This window comes from Dyadobacter sp. HNCC25DJ185 (assembly GCF_056895195.1).
In genome coordinates this window covers 264,565-290,211 of sequence record NZ_JBXHAR010000003.1, presented here as the reverse complement: position 1 = coordinate 290,211, position 25,647 = coordinate 264,565, and the positions used below count along the sequence as shown (strand labels likewise).

Genomic DNA, 25,647 nt, shown 5'->3' with positions numbered 1-25,647 from the left:
TGTGTTCCTGACCGAAACGAATTGTGTTATTTCTAATTGAAAGATTCCTAATTTTAGAGTATAAGAGACAATCCACCTGTCATTTACTATCATGAACAAGACTTTTTTTTCCTTAATCGCTGTTTGTCTGGCACTTCCGGTTGCAGGACAAAACATTCCTTCTGCTGATATTCAGATTAAAACGGCGGTGCTCGCAGCCCCTTCTGAAAAGCAGGCCGGGGCAAAAGTTTATGGCTATGCTCCGGACGGCTCTTTTACAATATTGCGAAACGGAAGCAATGATTTTGTTTGCCTCGCAGACGATCCCAAAAAAGAAGATATCAATGTTTCATGTTACCCCGCCATCCTGGACCCGTTTATGGAACGTGGACGGGTGTTGACAAAAGAAGGCAAAAATCCCAAAGAGATTTTTGACATCCGCGAAAAGGAAGTAAAAGACGGGAAGTTGGCGATGCCCAAACAATCTTCCACGCTATATGTACTTTCGGGTTCAAAAGACAACTATGATCCTGCCACCGGCATCCTGAAAAATAGTTACCTGCGGTACGTGGTTTATATTCCTTTTGCCACTGCTGAGAGCACCGGCCTGCCTCTTAAACCCGATATGCCCGGAATGCCCTGGATCATGGACCCCGGCACACACCGCGCGCATATCATGATCAATCCGGCCAAGCCCTAAGGTTGTCATCCTGAAAATAATGTCGGCACAAGCATTGTTTTATTCGGTTTTTAAAAAGTACTTTGTAATACAAAGTACTTTTTAAACTAATGAGCCAATGAAAAACAAAGCTACAGTCGCAGAATTAAAGTACAGAACCGAGCCAGAATATGCTGAAAAGAAGCTACTTGAGGAAGCAAGAATCTTCGACACCGATTATATTATTGGCCTGGTGTGCCTGGTCTTCAATTTCGGATTGCTTATCCTCAGCAAGGAAAAGCTCTTCGCGCCGCTCGAATCCAGCGCTTTTGTCATTTCCTACCCGGTTGCCATTTTCTATTTCTTCTGGCTTCTGGCAAAAGGAAAAATAAAATTCTTCTGGAAAAAGCAACCGGTTGCGTATCAGGCCCACCGTTTGCTTTTGGGGTTTGTCTGGGTAGCGAGTTGCTTTGTTTTGAACATTTCTTTGCCGATTTTCAGCGAGTCAGCCTCCTGGCTCCATGTTGCCCTTATCGTTTCTGCCTGTACCTGCATCATATATGCCTGGAAAACGGTTTTACCGTCGCCAGCAAGAAAACTCCTGTTTCTTTTCCTGGGCGCTTCCACCCTCCTCTGGAGCTACTATGCTATTTACCTGTCATGGATTTATCCGCTTGGCCTGGTGGCACTGGTATTTCTGGGTCTATCCCTCCACAGCTTTATACCGTTGTTTCTTTGCATTGCGCACTTCCAGATATTGTCGCGCAACTGGACTGCCTACAAACTCTACATAGCGGCAGGCGCGGTTTTGCCCCTGCTTTTCGTAATTTATTTCAGCATCAAATGGCATTGGATCAACACCGAAATCCGGGATAAAACCAATGAAATTGCCGTAAGTACTACGGCCACATTGCCCGATTGGGTTTCATTAGGACAGCAGATTGGCACTGACTGGATCACCAAAAGGGTCATCATGGGGGATATCGTTTACCAGATGCCCGGCGCTGCGTTCAGCATGGTCCCGGACAACCTGAACACGGGTGAGCTGGTACGGCACGACCCACTGATACTGATTGCGTCGCTCTTTACGCCTAAAACAGACCTGCCAAAGGCCGAGCGGATTAAATTGCTGGATGTGCTGTTCGACAGCCGCCATTACAAACAGGAAAGGCTTTGGACAGGGAGTGACCTCAAAACAAAAAATGTCGTCACCCAGGCGCGGATTTATCCGGATTTCAGGCTAGCCTATACGGAGAAAACCATCACCATCAGAAGTTACGCGGAAAGTCAACGGCAGGAGGAAGCTTTGTATACTTTTCATATGCCCGAAGGCTCGGTAGTAAGCTCCCTTTCATTATGGATCAATGGCAGAGAAGAACAAAGCCGCTTCGCTACACAAGCCAAAGCGGATTCGGCCTATAAAACGATTGTTGGGGTCGAAAGCAGGGACCCGTCTGTCATTCACTGGCAGGAAGGCAATACGGTAAAACTGAAAGTTTTCCCCTGCACCTCCGAAGAAGACCGCAAATTCAAAATAGGCATAACTTCCCCCCTGAAATTTGAAAACAACCAATTGGTTTACGAAAATGTGTGGTTCCAGGGACCGGATGCCGCCAATGCTTCTGAAATGATCAAACTCGATTTCACAAAAAAAGTGACTGGCCTGGGAGTACCTTCCGGGGCGGAAGAGAAGGGAATCAACAGCATGGTAGCCAATGGAAAATACCAGTCTGTCTGGAAGGCACGGTTCGGAGCTATACCCCTTTCCTCCGACGGCTTCAGGTTTAATGGAAAGTCCTATTCGATCAATCCCCTAGTCCAGGCCCCCGAATCCTTTTTTGCAAGAAATATTTATCTGGACCTTCATCAGGGCTGGTCAAAAGACGAGTTTGATAAGGTTCTCGGATTACTTGAAAACAGGGCTGTTTATGTTTTCAACGAAACATTCGTCCGGGTTTCCAAAGCTAACCGGGACGAGATTTTTAAGAAACTTGCTGCTCATAACTTCTCCCTTTTTCCGGTACACCAGGTTGAAGACCGCCAGCATGCATTGCTGATTACCAAGGCAAACCCTGTTTCGCCCAACCTGAAAGATCTGGCCGAAAGCCATTTTTCAAAAGCGCTCAGCAATGATCGTGACAGTACTTCACTGAGGGTATTCAGCTTGGGGGAAGAGCTTTCACCCTATTTAAGGACATTAAATGAGCTCCGTCTCATCCGCTGTGAGCAAACGGACCTGGCAGGATTGAAGAAAATGTTGTCCCTCAATCAGTTTTCAGCCGATGAGGAGAAAGACAACTCTGTTTTAAATATTGCTTATTCCAAAATAACTATTCAGGAAACCAGTGACACTCTCAAATACGCTGCACCAGATCATTTGCTCCGCCTGTTTGCCTATAACCATATCATGAAGGAAGCAGGCAGGCATTACCTGGACAATAGTTTTCAAAATGATTCTCTTTTGAACCAAAAACTGGTCCGTGAAGCGGAGGAAGCACATATCGTCACTCCTGTCTCGAGCATGATCGTACTGGAAACCCAGAGGGATTACGATCGTTTTGACATCAAGAAAAGCAAAAACAGCCTGGACAACGCGACTTTAAAATCCTATGGCGCAGTACCCGAACCACACGAATGGGCACTGATCCTGCTTTTTGGATTACTGATCAGCTACTATACTTTCAGGAATTATGTCCGCTGGTAATAAAGTCCTTACAGTTCTGGCAGCAGGCTACGTCATCTTGTTCGGGATACTTTTCATGAATGGTTATCTGCGGGGCGACGCGACCTTTTGGATCGGTACCGGCATGATTCCCTTTATACTTTGGAATGCACCGGCCGGCCATAGGGGCATGTCGCTGACGCCATGGGTTTTGCTCCTGCTTGTGATTTGCTCGGTCAGGACTGAATTATCGTTCCGGTATTTTTTATTGATAACCTCACTGCTTTTTGCCGCTCAAAATCTGAATGGCAAGGCCGATATTTTAGTTGGCTTTGTCATGCTCATGATCTCTCCATTATTTAGGTATGTGTCTGAGGTTTTCACCTTTCCCATAAGGCTCTGGCTCAGCGACTGGTCGGGGATGCTCCTTCGGGCTGCACATATTCCAGTGCAGGTATCGGGCAACATCATTCAGGTCAATGGGTCCGATTTCTCCGTTGAGCCTGCTTGCATGGGGTTACAAATGACCGGCTTTTCATTGCTGGCAGCTGTCTTTCTGATTGTCCACACCCAAATGAAAGATAGTAAACAACTGCAGTTACATTGGAAAATCCTGGTTTTGTCCGGCGCCTTTGGACTCAACATTTTCAGCAACCTCATGCGGATCATCACGTTGGTTGTCTTCGGCATCCAACCGGAAAGCCCTTTTCACGACCTGGCAGGAATCATCTGCCTGCTCCTTTATGTGTGGCTGCCTGTGTCGTTTCTGGTCCAATACCTGCACAACCGCTTTTCAAAACCCATAACCAGGCACCCGGAGACTGAATGGAGGCCTGCGCCCGCTCTTGTTGCAACGCATTTCGTCCTGCTGGTCCTTTGCAGCTATTTTACCTTGCAAGAAAGGCCGTCGGAAAAGGCGGCTTCCGCAAGTATTGCCGACAATCCTGTTCCCGATTATAAAATGAACCTGCTGGGAAATGGCGTCTCGCGGTTCAAAAATCAATATGCTTTGGTGTATGTCAAATCCATTCCGGGATTTTACTCCACTGAACATAATCCTGCTATCTGCTGGGTAGGGTCAGGCTACAAGCTCACCCGTGTGAGAGAACAGGTGGTTTCCGGAAAAACGATTTATGTGGGCACTTTGAGAAAAGGAAAGGAGGAACTGCTGACGGCCTGGTGGTTTTCTAATAAACAACATATTACTATAAGCCAGCTGGACTGGCGCTGGCGGGCCATGCTCGGAGAAGATGGTTTTCAGTTGATTAACGTGACCAGTTGCAATCAAAAAGACCTGAACTCTGCGGTATACCAATGGTTACAGCTGATTTGAGGGTATATTGCCTGAACTGACGTCTTTTGGATGAAAATACAGATCAATGAAAACAACAAAAAGAATTCTCATCGCTTTGGGCATTTTGGGCTCTTCTTATACTGCAATGGCACAAACGGAAACAATCAACCTCTGGCCGGAAGGCAAAGTACCCAATTCTAAAACGAACACCATTCAGGAAAAGTCAGAGACCGACGCCAGCGGCATTCTGCGGATCAGCGGAGTTACTGTCCCTACGCTCACCGTTTATCTTGCTCCAAAAGAAAAGGCAACAGGCGCTTCTGTCATGATATGCCCGGGAGGAGGTTATGCAATCCTCGCGGCATCCCATGAGGGAAGCGATTTCGCCAAGTGGTTCAATGACCGTGGCATTACAGCTTTTGTTTTAAAATACCGGCTTCCTACGGCGAAGGCGATGATACATCCGCATGAAGCACCCTTGATGGACGCCATGCAAGCCATGAAACTGATCCGGCAAAATGCTTCAAAATGGAATATTGATACCAAAAAAGTGGGCGTCATGGGTTTTTCGGCTGGCGGGCACCTTGCGGCGACGCTTTCGACGCATTACAATGTGGGTTCAAAGGGATCGGAGGAAGCGAAACCTAACTTCTCTATTTTGCTTTACCCGGTGATTTCCTTCATGCCAGGCATTTTGCATGCCGGATCACGGAATAATCTTTTGGGACACGAGAAATCAGAACAACTGATCAGATATTACTCAAACGAATTGCAGGTAAGCAGCCAGACACCCCCTGCGTTTCTGGTCCATGCAACGGATGATACGGGCGTACCTGTTGAAAACAGCATCGAATATTATCTGGCCCTTAAAAAGTTTAAAATCCCCGTGGAGATGCATTTGTACCCGAAAGGCGGTCACGGCTTCGGCATGCGGACCGAAGGAAAAGGTTCACTTGCGGGCTGGCCCGCGGCAATGGAGGGCTGGCTAAAGGCAATGGGTTATATGAAGTAAGAATTGCATTTTGATTTCGAGTATATTTTACTAAATTTACTGTCAAATGACCTATCAAATACAATCATTTGACAGTATGACAACTCAAGTTATAGATGTTTTAGGAGGGCAAAAGGCTTTCAAACAACCGGTTGACAGCTTTTTGTCTTTTATTGAAATTACCGAGAAGGGCTTCCCCATAGCAGTTGCGCAAAGGATACAAAAGCAACTGGAGCTTTCCAACAAGCTATTCAGCCAGATGCTCAACCTATCTGAAAGCACCTTTCAACGCCGGATTAAAAATCAATCAACATTATCGGCAGGAGAAAGTGAAAAGGTGGTAGACCTTTCTAAGATCATTGCAAAAGGCCTGGATGTATTTGAAAATGAGAATGATTTCAAAGTCTGGCTTAACAGCCCGGTCCTTGCATTGGGGAATAAAAAACCGATTGAACTGCTTAGTTATTCCATTGGCAGAGAGGAAATCCTGAACGTCTTATTCAGGATAGAGCACGGAATTTTCTCTTAAAGATGCGCCTTTACCGAATCGCGTCCCCTCTTTATGCAAATGATCTTTCAGGAACGGGTTGCCTGTACACCAGTGGGCGCTGGCATTTCAAGGGAACGCGGATACTCTACACTTCGGAACATATTTCCCTGTCAAAACTTGAAATACTGGCGAATTCGCCGGTAATCCCAAAAAATCAGGTTTTGGTAACCATCGAAATTCCGGATACCGCATCCATGACGGAAGTCAATCCCGCACAACTTCCTTCGAATTGGTGGGACTTCCCCTACTCCACTTCGTTAGCTACGATCACAGAAGCCTGGATCCAGGAGGGACTTTACTGGGTTATGAAAGTCCCTTCCGCACAAAGCCTTGAAGAATACAATTACCTTTTAAACCCGTCGCATCAGGAGCATCTGTCTGCACGTATCACGAAAGTCGAACCAATCCATTTTGACAAGCGATTGAAATAACCTTTCTTTATTGCCTATGAATGCGACCAACCGCTTTTTAGTAAATCCCAGGGCAATTCTTATCGTTTTTCTTGGAATAGCCCTGTTTGCCAGTCTGCAATCTTATTTTACGGGCCCGAAAAGCTTTGTCGCAGGCGGCAGGCTCTATACCAGCTACAATAACTACGTCATTTTCAGGCAATCCTTTTTTCACCTTATCCAGGGAAAGGACTTGTATGCACAATTCATAGAAGAACAAGGAGACTTATTTAAATACAGCCCGGCATTTGCCTTGATTTTTGGTGCATTGGCTGTTCTACCCGACGTTCTGGGCTTATCCTTATGGAACTTGCTCAATGCCGCAGTCCTTTTTTACTCTGTATATTATTTGCCAAAACTCGACATCCGTACAAAAGGATTGATTTTGACATTTATGCTGGTTGAGCTTTTGACTTCTGTTCAAAATGAGCAAAGCAATGCACTCATAGCCGGATTACTGCTTTTTACATTCGGATTTCTGGAAAGAGGCAAGTACTGGATGGCCTCCCTTTGCCTGGTTTCTACGATCTATATCAAGCTCTTTGGAATTGTGGGACTGGCACTTTACCTCCTCTACCCCGACAAATTGAAGTTAACTTATACAACTGCATTCTGGGTTGCGCTTTTCACATTCCTACCCCTGCTTGCTGTCAACACCGAACAATTGGTTTTCCTGTACAAGAGCTGGGCAAACCTTTTGTCAAACGATCACTCCATTTCAGACGGCCTTTCTGTAATCGGCTGGCTTAAAGCGTGGTTTGGCTGGCAGGTCAATAAAACTTACGTGAGCGTCATTGGCGCAATATTGTTTTGCGTACCATTTTTGAGAATCAACCAGTACCATCATTTTGTATTCAGGGCCCTGATACTTTCCTCAGTACTGATCTGGGTGGTTATTTTCAACCACCGCGCCGAGTCACCAACCTTTATTATCGCGATCAGCGGCGTTGCGCTTTGGTATTATTCCCAATTTCCTTCGAGAGCAAACTACGTTTTGCTGGCGCTGGCCTTCATTTTTACCACGCTATCGCCCACCGATCTATTTCCAAGATTTATCAGGGTCGAGTGGATGCAGCCTTATGCGATCAAGGCGGTCCCATGCATTTTGGTTTGGGGGAAAGTCAGTTTTGATCTGATATGCGGAAAGCTCATATCCAGACCGCCGACGGAGGAGACTTTGTATTAAACAAAATGGCAGGACAGACGCGGCTCCTGTCCTGCCAAGCACAATTACCCTTAATTTACGCCTACCAACTTGCGGTTCACTTCCCGCACTTCGTTGGTTGATAAATAAATGCTTTTGACAACCTTCTCCGTTCCGTCAGCTACTTCAAGCGTGTAAATTCCATCCTGGATTTCCGAAAAATTGAGTTTTCTCCCGAATTTATCCATTTGTTTGGGTACGATATCCTCCATTAATACTTTGCCTTTCTGATCCATTACCCTAATGGCCAGGCGCTCCCCTTTTTCCTTCTCGATCAAAAGATTCATGGTCACAGTGTCCTTCACACGATACATACCTACCCTGAATTTTCCGCAGGTGTTATTCTTGCATTCTTTCAGTTCAATGGTGTTAGCGGCAAGATTGTTGGTCAGCAGGAGGACTGCAAAGGCTCCAGGGGCAAGGTACTTCATCACGTTTCGCATGGCTTCAAAGGTTTAAATTGGTAAAAAAGGATTGAGTTTTCACCAATGATGTAACCTTTCAGGCTATGTTGCACACATTATTTAAGCGGCTAAAAATGCGGGCTGAATGGTTTCAGCCGCCAATTGTGATCATATTGCGATTTTGCTCGTATTCGGATTTAGCCTGTTTTTCTGAGAAATCGGCGTGGCCGCCGTGAGCAAAATGTTTTTTGTGGAAATGGGCATAAATCAATTCCCTCACATTCATCCCATCACGCAAAGGCGTCAAAAGATCAATTTCGGATGTATCAAAAAGACAATTCTTAAGTTTTCCGTCAGCGGTAAGCCTAATCCGATTGCAGCCGGCACAAAACGGATGGGTCACTGTTCCGATAATGCCAAATGTCCCTGCCCCGCCATTGACCCGAAAGGTATGTGCGGTATCATGCAGCTCGCCAGGAAGTTTTACGAAATCGTACTCCCCGCCAATAAATGTCAAAAGCTCTGCATACGAAATGATTTTCAACATATCCCAATGATTGCCTTTGAAAGGCATAAACTCAATAAAACGGACATGCAGATTAGGCTCGCCCAGTGTAAGCCTCACAAAATCATTCACTTCGTCATCGTTGACCCCCTTCATGACGACCATATTGATCTTCACAGTGAAATCCTCGGCAAGCAAAAGCTTGATATTATCCAAAGTCTTCGCAAAGTGCCCGCGTTTCGTAATGCTATAAAACCGGTCTTCTTTCAAAGTATCCAAGCTTACATTCAGCGAACCCACACCCGATTTTTTCAATTGCTCAACAAACTGATCTATGAAAACCGCATTGGTGGTTAAAGTGAGCGAGGTATCCAATTGGCCCAGTCCTTCAATGATCTGTCCTACATCCTTCCTGATTAGCGGTTCACCACCCGTCAAACGGATTTTATCCACACCCATATCGACAAAAATCTCTGCTAATGCCTGAATTTCATGGGCTTGCATTAACCATTTGGAAGGCATAAACTGCATATCCTCTTGCGGCATACAATAGGTACATCGCAAGTTGCACTTATCCGTCAGCGAGATGCGCAGATAAGTATGCTTGCGACCGAATGTATCAACGATTGGTAATGCCATTTATAGAATATCAACCTGCAATTAAGAATGTCTGTTTCCTTCCAGGACACTGAAAACATGCAGAACATGTGGAAAAAGGGCATCCATATATTCTGTTACCCCACCCGTGCTTCCCGGCATGGCAATGATCAGTGTTTCACCGGAAAACCCTGCCACCGATCTCGAAAGCATGGCTGTAGAGATCCTTTGTTGCCCATAATTCCTGGCCGTTTCCGAAATCCCCGGGATCTCGCGGTCCAACAATTCCGAAACCGCTTCCGGGGTAACGTCACGATGCGAGAGCCCGGTTCCACCCGTAACCAAAATTAACTGATAACCGGCCCTTCGAAGCGCTATAATCTTGTCCTGAATATTTTCTTTATCGTCCGGGATAATGCTGTAATCACTGACAGAAAGCTTTAATACATCAAGCTTTTCAATAATTTTTGTTCCGGACTTGTCACTCCCTATACCTTTTGAAATGCTGTCGGAACAAACAATTACGGCTATTTTAAGGTTTTCGGGAAGCGCTTTCCGGTCGCTTTTACCCCCCTTTTTTTCCAATAACCTGATATTTCTGATCTCCACACCTTTGTCAATCGGTTTGAGCATGTCGTACATGGTCAATGCAACCACCGATGCACCGTGCATAGCCTCCACTTCCACCCCTGTTTTGTATATGGTCTTGACCGTCAGCTCAATGATGACAGACAATCCCTCGATTTTGTAGTTAACTGCTGTATATTCTACCGGAATAGGATGACAATCCGGCAAAAGATCCGGCGTCTTTTTAACCGCCAGGAAGCCTGCGGCCTTGGCCATTTCAAAAACATCCCCCTTCGGGACAGTTCTATTTTCTATGGCAGATATGGTCTCGGGCTTACTTACCTGGACAATCGCCTGCGCGGTTGCAATTCTTAGTGTATTTGTCTTATGGGTAATGTCGACCATTTTTCAAATTTTGAATGAGGGATGGAACCCATGCAGGCTAATTATTTTCCTTCCAGAGATAATCCCCATCTTTTCCTAATAGCTCCTTTCCAAAGATCGGCACATTCGCTTTAATCTCTTCCACAATAAATTCCGATGCTTCAAACGCAGCACGGCGATGAGCCGAGGATACAAAAACAAAAAGGCTGATTTCTCCCGTCGGCACAATACCCAGGCTATGATAAATGTGCAGGCACGTCAGTTCGAATTTCGTGAAGGCAGCTTCGCGGATATCGTGAAAAGTCTTTTCGGCCATTTCCTCATAAGCCGAATACTCGATAGCCGTCACCGCCCCCGCCTCCTTCTGATCAGCCCTAATTTGGCCCAAAAAAATAGCATGCGCACCGATGCCTGTTTTAGACTGATGGCTGGCAATGGATTTTGCTACAAAATCCGGGCTGATCGGCCCCTGAACAAAAACCTTTTTAGGTTTATGGTTTTTTTCCATTCACTTTCGCTTTATTGTTTTGATCTTCAACCTCCTGCAAAAGGGGGCAATACAGCTATTTCTGCTGACATTTCAATCGGCACGAAATCTTCCGAAATCTTCTGGTTCACCGCGATCTTGAATTTCTTTTCGCCCATAAGAGGATATTTCTCCAGTAACAAACTCCGGAACCTGCCCACCGTCAGCTTTTCGTCGGCAATCCAGCTCTCATCGGCCCGACCTGCGATCTCCGCCAGCATACCGAAATAGGTAATGTGAATGCTCATTTCTGTTTTATTTTTAAAAAGGGAGCAAATGTACTTCCACCAGGTCACCCGGCTTCACTGCATTTTGAGTTCCAGGCAAATAAATGATCGCGTCAGCAACCGCGAATGACCTTAATGCAAACGATTCCTGCCCATCCAATGGTATCACTTCATCTCCCGCAATCAAACCTTTCAGGAATTCATCGCGCTCGCCATCAAAAGAATAGGCATACTTCACGGGCATCTTCAATGATTTCAAAAACACATTGTCCCTGCCCGTCATTTTTCTGATTGTAGGCAATACATATTCGTAGTAACACACAAGGGATGAAGCTGGATTCCCGGGCAATGCAAAAAATAAGGTCTTCTCCCTTTTGGCGAACATCAGCGGCTTGCCCGGCTTTTGTCTCACTTTGTAAAATATCTGTTCTGCACCGATATCCTGCAATGCTGTTCCAACAAAATCATAGTCTCCTACCGAGATGCCACCCGAAGCCAATATTACATCGTTTTTGTCTGTCAAATGCTTTAATGCTGCGATCGTGGAAGCCAGGTCATCACCTGCATACATCAGTTCGGTTTCATAAATTCCTTCCTGGGCCAAAGCCGCGATCAACATCGCCGAATTGGACTCATATACCTTTCCTTTCACCAAAGGCTCCCCCGCCTTCAATAATTCATCCCCGGTCAGAAGCAACCCGATTTTAGGTTTCCGGTAAACTTTCACATCGCTTATATGCATTCCCTGCAAAAATCCGATGCTGCCCGGAGACAAATAGGTGCCCCGAGATAAGGCAACAGCCCCTTCGCTAATCTGTCTGCCCATTTCACGTACATTTTTGCCTTCCTGCACCGGAAATGCATGGATCACAACAGCCCCTCTTGTAAGCTCGGTTTGCTCCTGCATAATCACCGCCGTTGCTTCCTCAGGAACCAGGGCACCTGTGAAGATGCGTATAGCTTGCCCCGACCCAAGGCTCGGTGTCGTGGTTTGTCCGGCTTTGGATTCTCCGATCAATGTCAGAGCGGTGCCTGCATGCTGAATATCGGTATGGATCACTGCGTAACCGTCCATAGACGACTGCCTGAACGATGGCAGTGAAATCGGTGCCAGGATATCTTCCGATAAAACATATCCCAATGCATCCGAAAGTTTCTTTACCTCGCCCGATAGCACCGGTGTATTTGCAATAATTTTTTCCTTTGCCGCGTTTACACTTACCATGTCAACAATTGGATTTGCTTCCTGGAACCAGTAAAAAAATGGTTCTGATATCGCAAGTTAACCATCAATTCATTAAAAAGGCAGTTCGAATACAGGCTTCTCATTTACGCTCATTTTACACGACACCTCGCTTTTCAGCAGAAAATACTGAAAGCAAAAAGCGGCAAATTTTTGTAAAACACTGACTATCAGAGTTAATCAATTTTTATAAATAACTTTATCTCAATATAATCCTATTTGCAAATTTAACTTACGTTTGGTGACAAGTGGTTTTTACCAATCATTATTTTACATTTTGTAATAAAAGCAAATATTTGGCAAGTTTTGACCGTGAAACACCAAATTGCAATATCGCAAATTAGTACTAATATTGTTTTAACAAGTACCTATAAATCAGGTTTTTACTTATTAAGGAAATATTTTAAATACAATACCGTTATCTTTGCACTTTGGCAAATCGCCTGAGTAATATGTTTCACGAAATAACAAATGGATGATTAAACTTATCTTTATGGCCTTCTCAATCGCAATATGGGGCAAATCACCAATGAGCGAGGTGGGGGTGGAAAAGAAGGAACTGAAAGAAACAACTATTATTGATTCAGATCTTCTTGCTATTGACTTCTGTGGCGAAGCCATTCCACTTTCGGAGCTTCGAATTGCCGAGCGATATCAGAACATGATCAGAAATTACGACAATCCCACTTTTCGTAAGCTGATGACAAAGACCCAAAAAAGAATGCGGATCATCGAACCCATTCTAAAGAAGTACGGAGTACCAGCCGATTTTAAATATATTCCTCTCATTGAAAGCGCAATGAGCGATGAAGTAACTTCACGCAGGGGCGCAGTCGGCTACTGGCAATTGATGCCCTCAACAGCAAAAGCACTAGGGCTGGTCGTTAATGAAACCAGAGATGACCGAAAACACCTGATCAAATCAACACATGCTGCCGGAAAATACCTGCGCAACCTGCATCGTCAGTTAGGGTCATGGACGCTCGTTGCAGCCGCCTACAATGCCGGCCCCACACACATCCAAAGCAGAATGGATTCCCAGAACAAGGACAGTTACTTTAAACTTCGTTTAAATTCGGAAACTGCAAGGTATATCTACAAGCTCCTGGCAGTAAAAGAATGGTTCTCGAACCCGGAAAGAAGCCGCGAATGGGGAAGCGGCGACGTAGTGGACCGCCTGGCGGATTTTAAAATAGAACAGAAAAAAGCAGGCGCTTTGCTCGCCAAGGCCGCAGGGTCATAAATCTTATTGTCACCAATCAACAAACGAAAAGGCTGTCTCAGATCAAATGAGATGGCCTTTTTCATGTTATATTTAGATTTATTTTATGAAATTGCTGACACTCTGCAAAGACAATGAAATGTCAGAGTCGGCTATGTGGGATCCGTAGCACACACTTTTTTATGGCTGGATTGAGAACAAACAATGAACGAAACCTGAGGACAAAAAACGTCCATATGGTACTGTAGTTATGAGATCAAAAGAGCATTCACTCATAGATAAAATTTAGAATTTCGAGTTCGCCAGTAAAAACCAATAATTTCTCGCCTACTTTGAAATTATTAGATTTTTGATATTCCGCAAACGAGCTCCAGAACACCGTACTTTCAGGTTCTTCAATTTTTTCAAAAATGGCACCAGGTAGAAAATGGTAAGCTAGATTGTACAAGCCATGCATGTATAATCCAAATACTTTAAGAAATGGACTTCTGAACTCGTGTAAACTTTTTGCACCCTTGTATAAATGACAAGCTTCTGATAAATAGATGTTCGCTTTACAGCCGTCATTTTCAACAACACTTATTAGAAAATTGATTACAGCGCGATCGAAGCTTCCAATTTTTTGAATAATACATTGTCTTGCTTTCAGCAAACTCTCTTCCAGCCAATCGACGTGCTGATATAGCAACGAAATAATAAGGTTACCAGCAATAACTGAATACTTATGCCCCTTGCTGATAAGCCCATTTTTTTCTTCAAACATCTTGTAGACCATTGAAAGATCGTTTCCGGCAAAACACTGAACCACAGCTTCCAAGCATACGTAACGGTCTGCCACAGATACATTAAGCAAAAGTCTGTGACTGGCAAGTCGATTGTATGAAAACAAAGAATCGTTCAGCAAGGACATGTCCTGACAATTATGGGAATGGTAAATTCCCAAGTTTAAGACTCTCTGAATATCTGTTGGCAATAAACAATAAAGTAGTGCAGATCCTCTGTTTAGGCGTGTGAAGTGCGCCGGAATTACCGGCCTGTTTAAAGTCTCTTGCAAAGAATGATTTCTCTTGACGAAGCGGGCATGGATATCCGATACCGACTTGCAATCTGATTGCTCATATAAGCTTTCTAAAAGTGTGATGTCTCTTTTGTCCACGGAATAGTTTGTGTTAAGATATAGTGGCATGGATTTGAACTTGATGTAATAATTTGCATTTCTGACGCTGGACTGTCAAATCCATTTATCCAACGGCGCTCGCTAATCACGCTACGGTTCTTCACCCGTACGATTGACCGGACAACATTGAGTTAGTGCGTCTACCCGACAACTACTCCGTCTGCCCAGAAACCTTGGGCGATCAGGTGTCAGGAAGATTCAAACCTCTCCTACGGCCCGCCGGATGCCTGCCAAACCAAATGCAACAGCTTCAACTGGAAAAGCCTCTGCCCAGATACAAATTACCGGGGCAACCAGGCCGGTCGCAATGTGTCTGAAAGTCCTGATGATGGCGGACTCGCTTCTGCGGATCAAAGTTCCTCTGTTATCATTTGGTCATCGCCTCCTCAACGAGCCGCAGTCGCTCCTCTACCGAAGTATCTCCCCTAATTTCCAGCACCTTACCTGTCACATCTTTTAACCAATCCTCATGAAACTTGATGCTCCGGCCTTTAAAAGTCGGATCATCGTATTGGGCTGCCCAGGTAAGGAAATCCTTGAACAACTGCGCCCTGTATGGGCTTGTATCAATTTCGCATCCATAACGTTCGTATTCACGGTTGATCAGACGTTGTAATCTGATTTCTTTTGGAACATATAAAAAGACGACCAGATCAAATAGCCGCTTCCACTCGTCTCCCCAGCTTACCAGCGAGCCGCCGACGATGCAGCTGCCTGCCAGGTAAAAATCATTTTTTAGCATTTGGGTGCGAATTTCCAGTGGACGCTTGACGGTATATGGCACTTCGGTTGGTTCCCAGAAATACGAGTCTGTGTCGAAATAGGGTATTTCCAGTTGTTCAGCGAGCGCATTTCCAAGAGTTGTCGAACCCGCGCAGGAGGCCCCCATGATCAGGATTTTCATATGATTGCAATTTCGTACCTTCGCTTTTAATTGAACATTATCCTTTTTTTTGTGTTTCATAACAAGCTGATTCCACGTTGAAGAAGCATTACATTTTACCAACTACTCTTTTACAATGACAAAAGCAGAAATGATCACCGATAAAGGCACGATGCTGATCGAATTTTACGATGAGGATGCGCCTATTGCTGTGAAAAACTTTGTTGACCTTTCTAAAAAGGGCTTTTACGACGGATTGATATTCCACCGCGTTATTCCTGATTTCATGATTCAGGGTGGTGATCCTACCGGCACGGGTCGCGGCGGTCCTGGTTACAAGATCAAATGCGAGCTAAGCGGCGGCAATCAATACCACGACCGTGGCGTACTGTCGATGGCACATGCGGGACGCGATACAGGCGGTTCACAGTTCTTTATCTGCCATAGCCGCAGAAACACAGCTCACCTCGATGGCAACCATACCTGCTTTGGCAAAGTAGTTGAAGGCGTGGATACGGTTGATCTGATCCGTCAGGGAGATAAGATCCAAAAGATCACGATTATTGAAGAAGAAGCCTGATCAGCGAAAGTTCAAATCAAAAAGGCCCGAAAAATTCGGGCCTTTTTGATTTACTAATGTGCGAGTTCCTACCAAAAATGGCTGTATAAATAGGAGATAATAGCCAAAACAACCACCGCGCCGATAATAAAAGTGCGGTGTGGAATGAACATGCTGGAATCGATTGCCAGACCTTTATTTTCGTCAGGCATTACAAGGCCCAGGATAAACATTACTACCACGCAAATCAGGAATACCAAACCCATTCGGTCCAGGAACGGGACCTGCGTCCAGTCGGCAAAAGGGAAATAATTGTTATGCATGGCCAAAGCAATCAGAAAACCTCCCACGATTGCGAATAAAGCGCCGGCGGAATTCGTGCGTTTCCAGAAAAAGCCCATGATAAACGAGGCGAAAATGCCAGGAGAAAGTAAGCCTGTCATTTCCTGGATGAATTGAAAGCCTCCTTTTTTGTCGATTCCCATATAAGGCGAAACCAGAATCGCGAGGATCATCGAGATGACTACAACCAACCGGCCGATACGCACCAATGTTTTTTCGTCCGCATTTTTACCGATATAGTTTTTGAAAATATCCAGAGTAAAAATCGTTGAGATGCTATTTGCTTTACCAGCCAGCGAGGCTACAACGGCAGCCGTGAGTGCTGCGAAAGAAAGGCCTTTCAGACCTGCGGGAAGCAGATTGAGCAATACGGGATATGCCTTGTCCGCATTAATAACGCCGTCGTCGCCCAGCATTTCTGCCTGGAACATCCCCTTACTATACAAAGCATAAGCGGCAATACCTGGCAGAACCACGATTACCGGCATCAGCAATTTCAAAAATGCCGCGAAGAGAATGCCATTGCGGGCAGTTTTCAAATCCGCGCCCAAAGCCCTTTGCGTGATATACTGGTTACAGCCCCAATAGTTAAGGTTTACAATCCACATCCCCCCCAGCAATACGGTAAGGCCAGGTAACTGCATGTAAAACGGACTTGTTTTTGGGAAAATCATGTGAAAATGGTCGTCATGATTATCGCGCATCATTTTGATACCGCTCGTGATACCTTCTATTCCATCCACTCCTGAAACCAGGTTAATGGCAAGATAGGTAGTTGCCAATCCGCCGATGACCAGGAAGAATACCTGAATTACGTCCGTAAATCCGATCACTTTCATTCCCCCAATCGTAATAATGATAGCGAAGCAGGCCAGCGCAATCATACAGAACTGGAAATTCAGACCCGAAATACCTGAAACCGCCAATGCTCCCAGGTAGAGAATGGAAGTAAGATTGACAAGAATGTACAACGCCAGCCAGAAAACGGCCATGATCAAACTCACCGTTGGGTTATACCGCTGGCTGAGAAACTGGGGCATGGTGTAGATCTTGTTCTTTAAATAAATGGGCATAAAAAAAACCGCTACAATCACCAGCGTTGCTGCCGCCATCCATTCGTAAGTAGAAATCCCCAAACCCATCGAAAACCCGTTTCCGGACATCCCGATAAACTGTTCGGCAGAGATGTTCGAAGCAATCAGCGAGGCACCGATCGCCCACCAGGTAAGGGAGCCTTCTGCCAGAAAAAAGTCTTTGGTGGATTCTGTTTTTGACTTTTTCCGCTGATAAATCCAATAACCGTAACCGGAAACTACAATGAAGTAAAAGAAGAAAACGATATAATCGAGGGATTCTAATTGCTGCATTTCAAATGATTAGATAGATGAATGGATGAGGTTTTTGGTACAAATCGAAAGGTACATTATTTTCGGAAAATAGTACAAAAAGACAAGCTTGCAAGCACATGAAATCTGTTTTAGGGTGCGTCCGTTGTTTTACCTATACAAGTAAATATTGCCAAAGCTTTACTCTGATATTTTTACCGAATCCCTGTAACGAAGCGGGTTTGAGGGTAATTTTCTATAATATCTGATCCGTTTTTCTTTTTCGGCATTCCTGTAAGCATCTTCAAAACTGCCACCCGCCTTCATCTTTTTGATAAAATCTGCCAAACCACTTTCTCCGGCCATGGCCAGCCAGTAAGAAATTTCCATACCGGACGACATATAAGCAAGCATCACATGCTTTTGATTACCATTAAAAAATCCTTTGATAGAATTGATCGCAGCGAGTTCCAGTACTTCCTGGCCACCGCCCGTGTAGTACTGCCACTCGTCCATATATTCAAGGTAACGGTCTGCGGGATCGGTACTGTTGACGAACCGGCGATCGAGCATCAGCGCGAGGCCTTCGTTAAACCATTGCGGGATTTGGGTTGTGGTGGTCCACCAGCCCAGTCTTTTCAGCAATTCAATGTGGCTCATTTCGTGGCTGATCACGTCTGTATTGATTTCCTGTGCATTCAGGATCACATACGAATCGCCCCAGGGTGTGCCGAGGCTGCATCCCGCGCCTTCGGTGCTGCTGCAATAGCGACGGTATTCGTTTGGGTTGGCGCAAAGAATAGTGACCGGGCTTGATTCCCGCCCCGAATAAAACGAATCAATTCGCGCCTCCGATTGCGAAATGAGCGCTTTCAGGATTTTGTAATGCCGGGGCTTTATTTCAGGACTGAAATAGATTTGTCCATTTGCTGTAAAGCCTGAGAAGCGAATGAGCTCGCAGTAGAAAATTTGAGGGTATAAATAAAAAGGGCTCAGTACTAAACCCAAACAACCAATCAAAAGGAATTTCCCAAAGCGGAAAACCGGATTTTTGATGGGTTGATAGGGTTTCAAGAGGTACTTTTTTTGCCAAGAAAGCACGTATTACATTAATGTATTCGTGCTTTTATGGACGTAAAAAAATCAATGTTTATCAATGTTTAAAATGACGGATCCCGGTGGTGACCATTGAGACGCCATTGGCATTGCAATATGCAATAGAATCTTTATCGCGAATGGAACCGCCCGGCTGAACTACCGAAGTAATCCCAGCCAATTTTGCGATCTCCACACAATCGGGAAACGGGAAAAATGCGTCCGATGCCATCACAGCTCCGTTCAAATCAAAACCAAAAGCGTTTGCTTTATCGATCGCCTGACGCAATGCATCTACACGCGAGGTCTGGCCGGTACCGCTTGCCAACAACTGGTTTTCTTTTGCCAAAACGATTGTATTGGACTTTGTATGCTTGCAAACCTTCAATGCAAACTCCAAAGCCGTCAACTCGCTTGGGGTAGGTGCTTTTTCTGTGACAGTCGTGAACTGTGAAGAAACCTCCGTCGACAAATCCTTATCCTGGACAAGCACGCCGTTCAGGATCGTTTTGAACAGGATCTGCGGCAGGTCCACCGGGTTACGTTTTAGCAAAATCCTGTTTTTCTTTGATTTCAAAAGCTGCAATGCCTCTTCGTCATATTCAGGCGCGATTAATATCTCCATAAAAAGCTTGTTCAACTCCTCCGCTGTCGCCTGATCAACTTTGGCATTGGTGATTACAACACCTCCAAAAGCCGACACCGGATCGCAAGCCAGTGCATTATCATAAGCCTGCTTGGCGGTGGGTGCAGTCGCAATTCCACAGGCATTGGTATGCTTGATGATTGCAAAAGTAGGATCTGCACCAGCGAATTCATCGATCAGATTCACGCAGGCGTCTACATCCACAAGGTTGTTGTAAGATAATTCTTTGCCATGCAGTTTTTCGAAAATCCCTTCCAGGTCGCCATAGTAAGTGGCATTCTGGTGCGGGTTTTCCCCATAACGCAACGTCTGAGAAGCGAGGCTGGTGAAATCAAACAGGCCTTTATCTGCTTTTTCTTTGCCTTCGGTGAAAAAGCGGTTAATTGCTCCGTCGTAATGTGAAGAAACCGAAAATGCCAGCCCGGCATAATACCTGCGGTCCTCCAGGTCTGTTGCGCCCGCTTTGGCTGTCAGCAGTTCAACAACCTCAGCATATTGGCTGCGTGAAGAAACGATCAGGGTATCCTTGAAATTCTTTGCGGTAGCACGGATGAGTGAAATACCGCCAATGTCTATTTTTTCAATGATATCCTCTTCTCCGGCACCGGATGCAACGGTCTCTTCAAAGGGATAAAGGTCCACAACCACCATGTCAATGGCAGGGATATTGTATTGCTGTGCCTGTGCAACGTCTCCGGCATCATCACGACGGTAAAGGATTCCTCCCATAATCGCAGGGTGAAGGGTTTTTACCCTTCCTCCAAAAATGGACGGATATCCTGTAAGCTCTTCCGCGGCGGTTACAGGAATGTTCAGATTTTCAATAAAAGTCTGGGTACCGCCAGTGGAATACAGTTTAACACCCTCGTTATGGAGCAGGCGGACCAGGGGTTCTAGTCCGTCCTTGTAGTACACTGAAATGAGCGCGGATTGGATTTTTTTAGACATTGTGCAATGTTAACGATAAGATTATAAACCAGAGATCCGGTCAACCGAAGCGCATGCTACGCGGGAATCTCCTCTGCCATTTTGAAAAAATAAACCGCAAAGATAGCCGAAAAAAGTACGAAGTTTGAAGTAGAAACACTTTAAATCCAAGATAGATCTTCACCAAAACCCTGTTTAAAACAAATCATTATGAACCTCGACCTGACCGGAAAAACTGCGCTGGTTTGCGGAAGCACCCAGGGTATCGGATTCGCCACCGCCATAGAGCTCGCCCTATTGGGAGCCAATGTCACCTTGATTGCCCGAAATGAAGAGAAACTGAGGGAAGCAGTTGAAAAGCTGGACCTTTCGGCCGGTCAGCTGCATCGTTATGTAGTCGCGGATTTTACAGATAACCAGCAAGTTAAAGACGCCATCGAAAATTACTTACGGCTTTGCCCCGACGTACATATCCTGGTCAACAACACTGGCGGACCAAGTGGCGGGCCGATCATTGAGGCAGAGACCGACCAGTTTTTGAAAACTTTCCAAATGCATCTGATCAACAATCAAATCCTCGTCCAGGCCGTAGTGCCGTCCATGAAAAGAGCGGGTTATGGCAGGATTGTCAATATCATCAGCACTTCGGTAAAACAGCCTATTGTAGGATTGGGCGTTTCCAATACCATTCGCGGAGCGGTGGCGAGCTGGTCAAAAACATTGTCGCTCGAATTGGGCCAATATGGCATCACCTGCAATAACGTGCTGCCGGGTTTCACGGAGACATCAAGGTTGGACTCGGTCCTGGAAATGCGAAGCAAATCATCCGGCAAATCCACGGAAGAAGTAGCAAAGCAAATGAAGGACAGTATACCAATCAAAAGATTCACGCTTCCGGAAGAAACCGCGGCAGCGGTAGCATTCCTTTGCAGCCCAGCCGCGGGGAGTATCAACGGAGTGAACCTGCCGGTAGATGGCGGGAAGACTGAAAGTATGTAGAATTAAATGGCTGGCGGATAAGTAAAATGGGGTTGACTTCTATTTACTTGATAAAACCTCCTTAAATCACGTTCATGCGCCTTCTCAACATTCTTGCAATTTGCATGTTATTTGCATGCATCTCCTTTCCAGGAAATGCGCAAAACGATTCGGTATTTGTTGAAAATCAGAAAGATCCAACAATTGGCAGCGCGATTATCAACAATAAGAAGCAAACTGTCCTAATCAAAACATCAGGCAGAAATAAATTAACAATAGGTGTTGAGAAAATATCTGAAATCAAGTTGAGTTCCGGGAAATACTATGTTACCAGAAAAATCAATTCGGATCCTCAAATACTTACTGTATTGGTTAGAGGCAAATTCAGCTTGCTTTACCTGGGAAGTAAAAAGCTTTTTTATATAGAAGAAAATGGGATGATGAAAGTCATTTCGCATGAACATTTAAAACGTGCGTTACCCCTCATTTTTGGGCAGAATTTATTGGATGAATATTATGCCAAATCCAATGTTCAGCCACAATACTCCGCGAAATATCTAAAAAAACTGGTTTCATATTTCAATGGGTTATCGGGATCTCCTGAAGCGGTTTATGAGGAGAATCTGAGGCAATTTAAAACGACTGTTTCAATCGGCCCGTCTCTGGGTTTTGGATACAACCGTACAGCGTTTGACATTCTCCGGGGTTATGTTGAGGGAAAAGCCACCTACAAAAGAACCGGGTATTTCGGCACCACATCAGTTCCATTGGGAATCCGGGTCAATGTGGGCATTTTTCCAAGGGTAAGCCTGGATTTGAATGTCTTTATAAATAACCCTTCCAACGATAAATTACATTTAGAAAACTTTGGAACCTACGCGGTTAATTTCCCTTCCTCAATATTAATTCCTGAGAAATTTGACCCTGATCTGAAACTCAAAGCTTTTTCCTTCAATACCATTCATCTTGATTTGTCAGCGAATTACATGTTGACGAGAAACGGGGCGGCGCGAATTCGTCCGTACGTCTTTGCAGGTCCCACAATTGTGCGCTTGACCAACATGAAATTTACAGCTCAAGCCCGTTTTATGGATAATCCCGAGGATCCGGGAACATATATCAAAAAATCATATCAATCACAGATTAAGCAATATATGGTTGGGTTTAACGCAGGTTTTGGGGGAAATTATACTTTAAACAAGCGCATCACACTTAACATTTCAGGAAAGTTCGTCGGCGGTATTTATCCAAAAATTGAGAGCCATTCCATGTTCTTATCTGAACAAAATGACACTTCCGCACCCAAAAATGCCTTCGGTGGCTTTGGCTCCATGTTCGAAAACCGATATGACCAATACTCACGGCAAATTTTCGTCGTCGCGTCGGCTGTTTACAAGTTGCAGGCAAACTAGAAGTAACCGACAAAAAATTAGACAATAGGAAGGTTATTTTGTTTTATTTGGCTTAAATTTAGGAAGGAGGGTGGGTTCCGGTCGATTTAAGTCTATGAAATACAAATACTTCGTTGCCTTTGGTTTTATATGCATTCATTTAATGTCTTTTGGGCAGGGAGCCGGCAATTTTGTAAGCTTTCAACAATCAAAACAAACCATACTGATCCGGGGAAGCAAGGGAATTTTAAGGGTCACAACCCTTACTCCGGACATTTTCAGGGTCGAAACCACTCCCACCGGCAGCAGCACGCTTGATAGCTCGTTGTCGGTCGTCCTGCAACCATCTTACATTCCCGACGACATCACGGAAACGAAAACATCCCTTTTGATCCGTTCGGAAAAATGCGATCTGGAAATCACCAAATTTCCACTTTCAGTTGCGTTTAAATCCGGCGGTGAGATCAAAATCAGGGACACTGGCGCGTTTCGCCAAACCAAAGATTCTGTCAATTTCACATTTGACATTAATCCACAAGATGTTTTTCACGGTGCAGGAAGCCGGCCTTTCGGCCCCGATCTGAATCGGAAAGCTTTCGATTTCTATAACACCTGGGAATACGCTTATTACGATCAGGCCACCGGATTGGCCCAAAGCTTCAATGTTCCTTTCCTTGTTTCCTCCCACAAATACGGCATCCTTTTCGACAGCAATTTCCCCGGGTCTATGCGCATGTATGTGGGCGCAACAGATTCCACACGTATGACCGTCGAATCCCTGAGTACCGGCCGATGGGCTTATTATCTGATCAATGGGGACAGCAATGATGAGATTCTCGAAAACTACACACTGCTTACAGGCCGGCAGCCCTTGCCGCCGCGCTGGGCGCTGGGCTATATCCAATCCAAGTTCGGCTATAAGAATGAAAGCGAGGCGACTGTGGCTGTGACCAAGCTGCAGAATGAGGGGTTCCCCTTGGACGCCCTGGCTCTGGACCTGTACTGGTACGGCGACCAGACCACGATGGGCAATTTCGACTGGAACGCACAAAACTGGCCCAATGCAACGGATATGATCGGAAGGCTTAAAGCAAAAGGCGTCAAGACAATCCTGATCACCGATCCCTATATCACAACCCAATCCTTCAATTTTCGCATCGCCGATTCGCTTTCGTTTTTCGCCAAAAAGCCCGGATCCAATGCGGTATATACCCAGGACATATGGAACGGCACAGTGGGTTTATTGGACATTTTTAAAACCTCAACACAAAACTGGCTGTGGCTCCAGTACAAACGGCTTGCCGGCCAGGGCATATCAGGCTGGTGGACGGATAAAATAGAGCCTGACCACGATCCGAAAGATGCCTCTTACGCTTTGGGCTCTGGAGCACAGATCCATAATTTGTATTCTTTGTTCTGGTCAAAAAATCTGTATAATCAGCACCAAAGAGATTTTCCCGACCAAAGACTTTTTAATCTGACACGCTCGGGCTGGGCGGGATCGCAAAGGTTTGGTGTATTGCCATGGAGCGGTGACGTGGCCCGGTATTGGGCGGGGTTCAGGCTGCAAATTCCGATCATTATTCAGGCGGGAATGTCCGGGATCGGCTATATGCACTCCGATGTCGGCGGGTTTGCGACGATGCCCGACAAAACGGAAAAAGATGAAGAACTGGACCTGCGGTGGTTTCAGTTTGGCACATTCACGCCGGTTTTACGGTCTCACGGCGAAAGGTCCAATGTCGAGCCATTCAATCTGGCGGAACCTTTTTATAGTACCGTCAAAAAATACCTCAATATCCGCTACCAGTTGCTGCCGTATATTTACTCGCTTTCCTGGAAAAACAGCACCTCCGGCCGGCCGCTGTGCATGCCAATGGATTATTTTACCAATAACAGAACATTGGGTAACATCAACGACCAATACTTTTTCGGGGAAAACCTGCTGATTGCACCAGTACTATTGCACGGTATGCCCTCCCGGAAAGTGGTGCTGCCGCCCGGCAAATGGTTTGATTTCTGGACTAACGTACCGTTCAACGGCAATGCGAATATTTTCCCGAATCTGACGGTCAATGACATTCCGGTTTACGCCAAGGCCGGAAGTTTTATTCCGATATCCGCATCGGCTTCCCTCAAATCGACGGATTACTATTTGTCGGATAGCCTGTCGGTCAAATTTTTCCAGGACATATCGGTAACCAATTCAGTATTTACGATGTACCACGACGACGGCGCTGATCCCAATGCTTTGACCAACGGGAAATATGAGCTGATCGATTTCAGAGGTGAAGTTTCAGAAGACAGTATCCGGGTACTGATCCAAAGAAAAAAAGAGCACAGCGGTGCGCTGGCGAAAAGGAATATTTTGGCAGAAGTGGAAAATCTTACATCACCACCTCTTGCAGTCGCCTTAAATGGCAAGTCGGTTCCTGTTGTTTATCTAACAACCGATTTTAAAAACGGGACGGCTTTTTACGATCACTTGACCCGACAATTGAAACTCAGGTTTGATTGGGATTGCGAATCGCCAGCCTCCATCGCGATTGTCCGCGACGGCCTGGCCGTGGTTACAGGCGTAGAGTCGTGGGTTGAGCAAGATGTGCTGACTGTTTACCCTAACCCAAGCCAACTGCAACGGCCGTTGTCAGTCAAAACCAAAATCCCAGAAGCAGGTACCTATACGCTTGAAATCTACAATCCTTTGGGAACCCAGGTGTTGATCAAAGACTTGGGAAGGCAGGCTAAGGGAGCTCTGGTCAATTCCGTGGTTGATGTCGGAAACCTGACGGGTACATGCATTTTGAAGTTGAAAAACGATAACAACCGGTTCTCCACCAAGTCAATCATCATCGAATAAGT

General features: G+C 45.4%; 24 protein-coding genes. 12 read left to right on the top strand and 12 right to left on the bottom strand.

Annotated elements, in window-relative coordinates; genetic code table 11:
- Positions 1-91 precede the first annotated feature (91 nt).
- The 7 genes from AC1XUF_RS09775 to AC1XUF_RS09745 all read left to right on the top strand — a co-directional run bounded on the left by AC1XUF_RS09775 (position 92) and on the right by AC1XUF_RS09745 (position 7,769).
- The gene (locus tag AC1XUF_RS09775; RefSeq protein WP_483341591.1) at positions 92-679 is read left to right on the top strand and encodes a hypothetical protein; all 588 of its coding nucleotides are present in this window, start codon (positions 92-94) and stop codon (positions 677-679) included.
- Between the two features lie 97 nt (positions 680-776).
- Positions 777-3,341 (top strand): XrtN system VIT domain-containing protein, encoded by a 2,565-nt coding sequence (locus AC1XUF_RS09770; protein ID WP_483341590.1) that lies wholly within the window; start codon positions 777-779, stop codon positions 3,339-3,341.
- Positions 3,328-4,632: an exosortase N gene (xrtN, locus tag AC1XUF_RS09765; RefSeq protein WP_483341589.1), complete on the top strand. Its 1,305-nt coding sequence runs from the start codon at positions 3,328-3,330 to the stop codon at positions 4,630-4,632. Before AC1XUF_RS09770 ends, xrtN begins: the two co-directional genes overlap by 14 nt.
- Positions 4,633-4,678: 46 nt before the next feature.
- Positions 4,679-5,605, top strand: coding sequence for an alpha/beta hydrolase (locus AC1XUF_RS09760; protein ID WP_483341588.1), 927 nt, complete (start codon positions 4,679-4,681; stop codon positions 5,603-5,605).
- A gap of 76 nt (positions 5,606-5,681) precedes the next feature.
- Positions 5,682-6,113, top strand: coding sequence for a type II RES/Xre toxin-antitoxin system antitoxin (parS, locus tag AC1XUF_RS09755; RefSeq protein ID WP_483341587.1), 432 nt, complete (start codon positions 5,682-5,684; stop codon positions 6,111-6,113).
- A 2-nt stretch (positions 6,114-6,115) separates the two neighbouring features.
- Positions 6,116-6,565, top strand: a complete 450-nt coding sequence (locus AC1XUF_RS09750; RefSeq protein WP_483341586.1) for an RES family NAD+ phosphorylase — start codon at positions 6,116-6,118, stop codon at positions 6,563-6,565.
- A gap of 16 nt (positions 6,566-6,581) precedes the next feature.
- Positions 6,582-7,769, top strand: a complete 1,188-nt coding sequence (locus AC1XUF_RS09745) for a glycosyltransferase family 87 protein (RefSeq protein WP_483341585.1) — start codon at positions 6,582-6,584, stop codon at positions 7,767-7,769.
- A gap of 50 nt (positions 7,770-7,819) precedes the next feature.
- Here AC1XUF_RS09745 and AC1XUF_RS09740 read toward each other — a convergent pair whose 3' ends face one another.
- The 6 genes from AC1XUF_RS09740 to AC1XUF_RS09715 form a co-directional block, all read right to left on the bottom strand.
- Positions 7,820-8,230 (bottom strand): T9SS type A sorting domain-containing protein, encoded by a 411-nt coding sequence (locus tag AC1XUF_RS09740; RefSeq protein ID WP_483341584.1) that lies wholly within the window; start codon positions 8,228-8,230, stop codon positions 7,820-7,822.
- Positions 8,231-8,342: 112 nt separating this feature from the next.
- Positions 8,343-9,335, bottom strand: a complete 993-nt coding sequence (moaA, locus tag AC1XUF_RS09735) for a GTP 3',8-cyclase MoaA (RefSeq protein WP_483341583.1) — start codon at positions 9,333-9,335, stop codon at positions 8,343-8,345.
- Positions 9,336-9,356: 21 nt separating this feature from the next.
- Positions 9,357-10,265: a bifunctional molybdenum cofactor biosynthesis protein MoaC/MoaB gene (gene moaCB / locus AC1XUF_RS09730; protein ID WP_483341582.1), complete on the bottom strand. Its 909-nt coding sequence runs from the start codon at positions 10,263-10,265 to the stop codon at positions 9,357-9,359.
- Between the two features lie 37 nt (positions 10,266-10,302).
- Positions 10,303-10,752: a molybdenum cofactor biosynthesis protein MoaE gene (locus AC1XUF_RS09725; protein WP_483341581.1), complete on the bottom strand. Its 450-nt coding sequence runs from the start codon at positions 10,750-10,752 to the stop codon at positions 10,303-10,305.
- A 26-nt stretch (positions 10,753-10,778) separates the two neighbouring features.
- A complete protein-coding gene (locus AC1XUF_RS09720) occupies positions 10,779-11,018 on the bottom strand; it encodes a MoaD/ThiS family protein (RefSeq protein ID WP_483341580.1) in 240 nt (79 codons plus the stop codon).
- Between the two features lie 13 nt (positions 11,019-11,031).
- Positions 11,032-12,222, bottom strand: coding sequence for a molybdopterin molybdotransferase MoeA (locus AC1XUF_RS09715; protein ID WP_483341579.1), 1,191 nt, complete (start codon positions 12,220-12,222; stop codon positions 11,032-11,034).
- A 511-nt stretch (positions 12,223-12,733) separates the two neighbouring features.
- On the opposite strand from AC1XUF_RS09715, the gene AC1XUF_RS09710 reads away from it, so the two are divergent.
- Positions 12,734-13,483 (top strand): lytic transglycosylase domain-containing protein, encoded by a 750-nt coding sequence (locus tag AC1XUF_RS09710; RefSeq protein ID WP_483341578.1) that lies wholly within the window; start codon positions 12,734-12,736, stop codon positions 13,481-13,483.
- Between the two features lie 247 nt (positions 13,484-13,730).
- Here the strand turns inward: AC1XUF_RS09710 and AC1XUF_RS09705 are convergent, their stop codons facing one another.
- The 3 genes from AC1XUF_RS09705 to AC1XUF_RS09695 form a co-directional block, all read right to left on the bottom strand.
- Positions 13,731-14,618, bottom strand: a complete 888-nt coding sequence (locus AC1XUF_RS09705) for a hypothetical protein (RefSeq protein WP_483341577.1) — start codon at positions 14,616-14,618, stop codon at positions 13,731-13,733.
- Between the two features lie 219 nt (positions 14,619-14,837).
- Positions 14,838-14,993 carry a hypothetical protein gene (locus AC1XUF_RS09700; RefSeq protein ID WP_483341576.1) on the bottom strand — a complete coding sequence of 52 codons (156 nt, stop codon included), beginning with the start codon at positions 14,991-14,993 and terminating at the stop codon, positions 14,838-14,840.
- 13 nt (positions 14,994-15,006) lie between these two features.
- Positions 15,007-15,543 carry a P-loop NTPase family protein gene (locus AC1XUF_RS09695; protein ID WP_483341575.1) on the bottom strand — a complete coding sequence of 179 codons (537 nt, stop codon included), beginning with the start codon at positions 15,541-15,543 and terminating at the stop codon, positions 15,007-15,009.
- 115 nt (positions 15,544-15,658) lie between these two features.
- Here AC1XUF_RS09695 and AC1XUF_RS09690 point away from each other — a divergent pair, with 115 nt between their 5' ends.
- Positions 15,659-16,102, top strand: a complete 444-nt coding sequence (locus AC1XUF_RS09690) for a peptidylprolyl isomerase (RefSeq protein WP_483341574.1) — start codon at positions 15,659-15,661, stop codon at positions 16,100-16,102.
- Between the two features lie 68 nt (positions 16,103-16,170).
- Here the strand turns inward: AC1XUF_RS09690 and AC1XUF_RS09685 are convergent, their stop codons facing one another.
- From AC1XUF_RS09685 to purH, 3 genes are all read right to left on the bottom strand, one after another.
- Positions 16,171-17,790 (bottom strand): sodium/sugar symporter, encoded by a 1,620-nt coding sequence (locus tag AC1XUF_RS09685; RefSeq protein ID WP_483341573.1) that lies wholly within the window; start codon positions 17,788-17,790, stop codon positions 16,171-16,173.
- Between the two features lie 159 nt (positions 17,791-17,949).
- On the bottom strand, positions 17,950-18,822 hold the full coding sequence (locus tag AC1XUF_RS09680) for a hypothetical protein (RefSeq protein ID WP_483341572.1): 873 nt from the start codon (positions 18,820-18,822) through the stop codon (positions 17,950-17,952).
- A gap of 79 nt (positions 18,823-18,901) precedes the next feature.
- Positions 18,902-20,437: a bifunctional phosphoribosylaminoimidazolecarboxamide formyltransferase/IMP cyclohydrolase gene (gene purH / locus AC1XUF_RS09675; protein ID WP_483341571.1), complete on the bottom strand. Its 1,536-nt coding sequence runs from the start codon at positions 20,435-20,437 to the stop codon at positions 18,902-18,904.
- Positions 20,438-20,626: 189 nt separating this feature from the next.
- Here purH and AC1XUF_RS09670 point away from each other — a divergent pair, with 189 nt between their 5' ends.
- The 3 genes from AC1XUF_RS09670 to AC1XUF_RS09660 all read left to right on the top strand — a co-directional run bounded on the left by AC1XUF_RS09670 (position 20,627) and on the right by AC1XUF_RS09660 (position 25,645).
- Complete coding sequence (locus AC1XUF_RS09670) at positions 20,627-21,415, top strand: SDR family oxidoreductase (RefSeq protein WP_483341570.1); 789 nt, start codon at positions 20,627-20,629, stop codon at positions 21,413-21,415.
- A 104-nt stretch (positions 21,416-21,519) separates the two neighbouring features.
- Positions 21,520-22,806: a hypothetical protein gene (locus AC1XUF_RS09665; protein WP_483341569.1), complete on the top strand. Its 1,287-nt coding sequence runs from the start codon at positions 21,520-21,522 to the stop codon at positions 22,804-22,806.
- 94 nt (positions 22,807-22,900) lie between these two features.
- Positions 22,901-25,645 carry a TIM-barrel domain-containing protein gene (locus AC1XUF_RS09660; protein ID WP_483341568.1) on the top strand — a complete coding sequence of 915 codons (2,745 nt, stop codon included), beginning with the start codon at positions 22,901-22,903 and terminating at the stop codon, positions 25,643-25,645.
- Positions 25,646-25,647 lie beyond the last annotated feature (2 nt).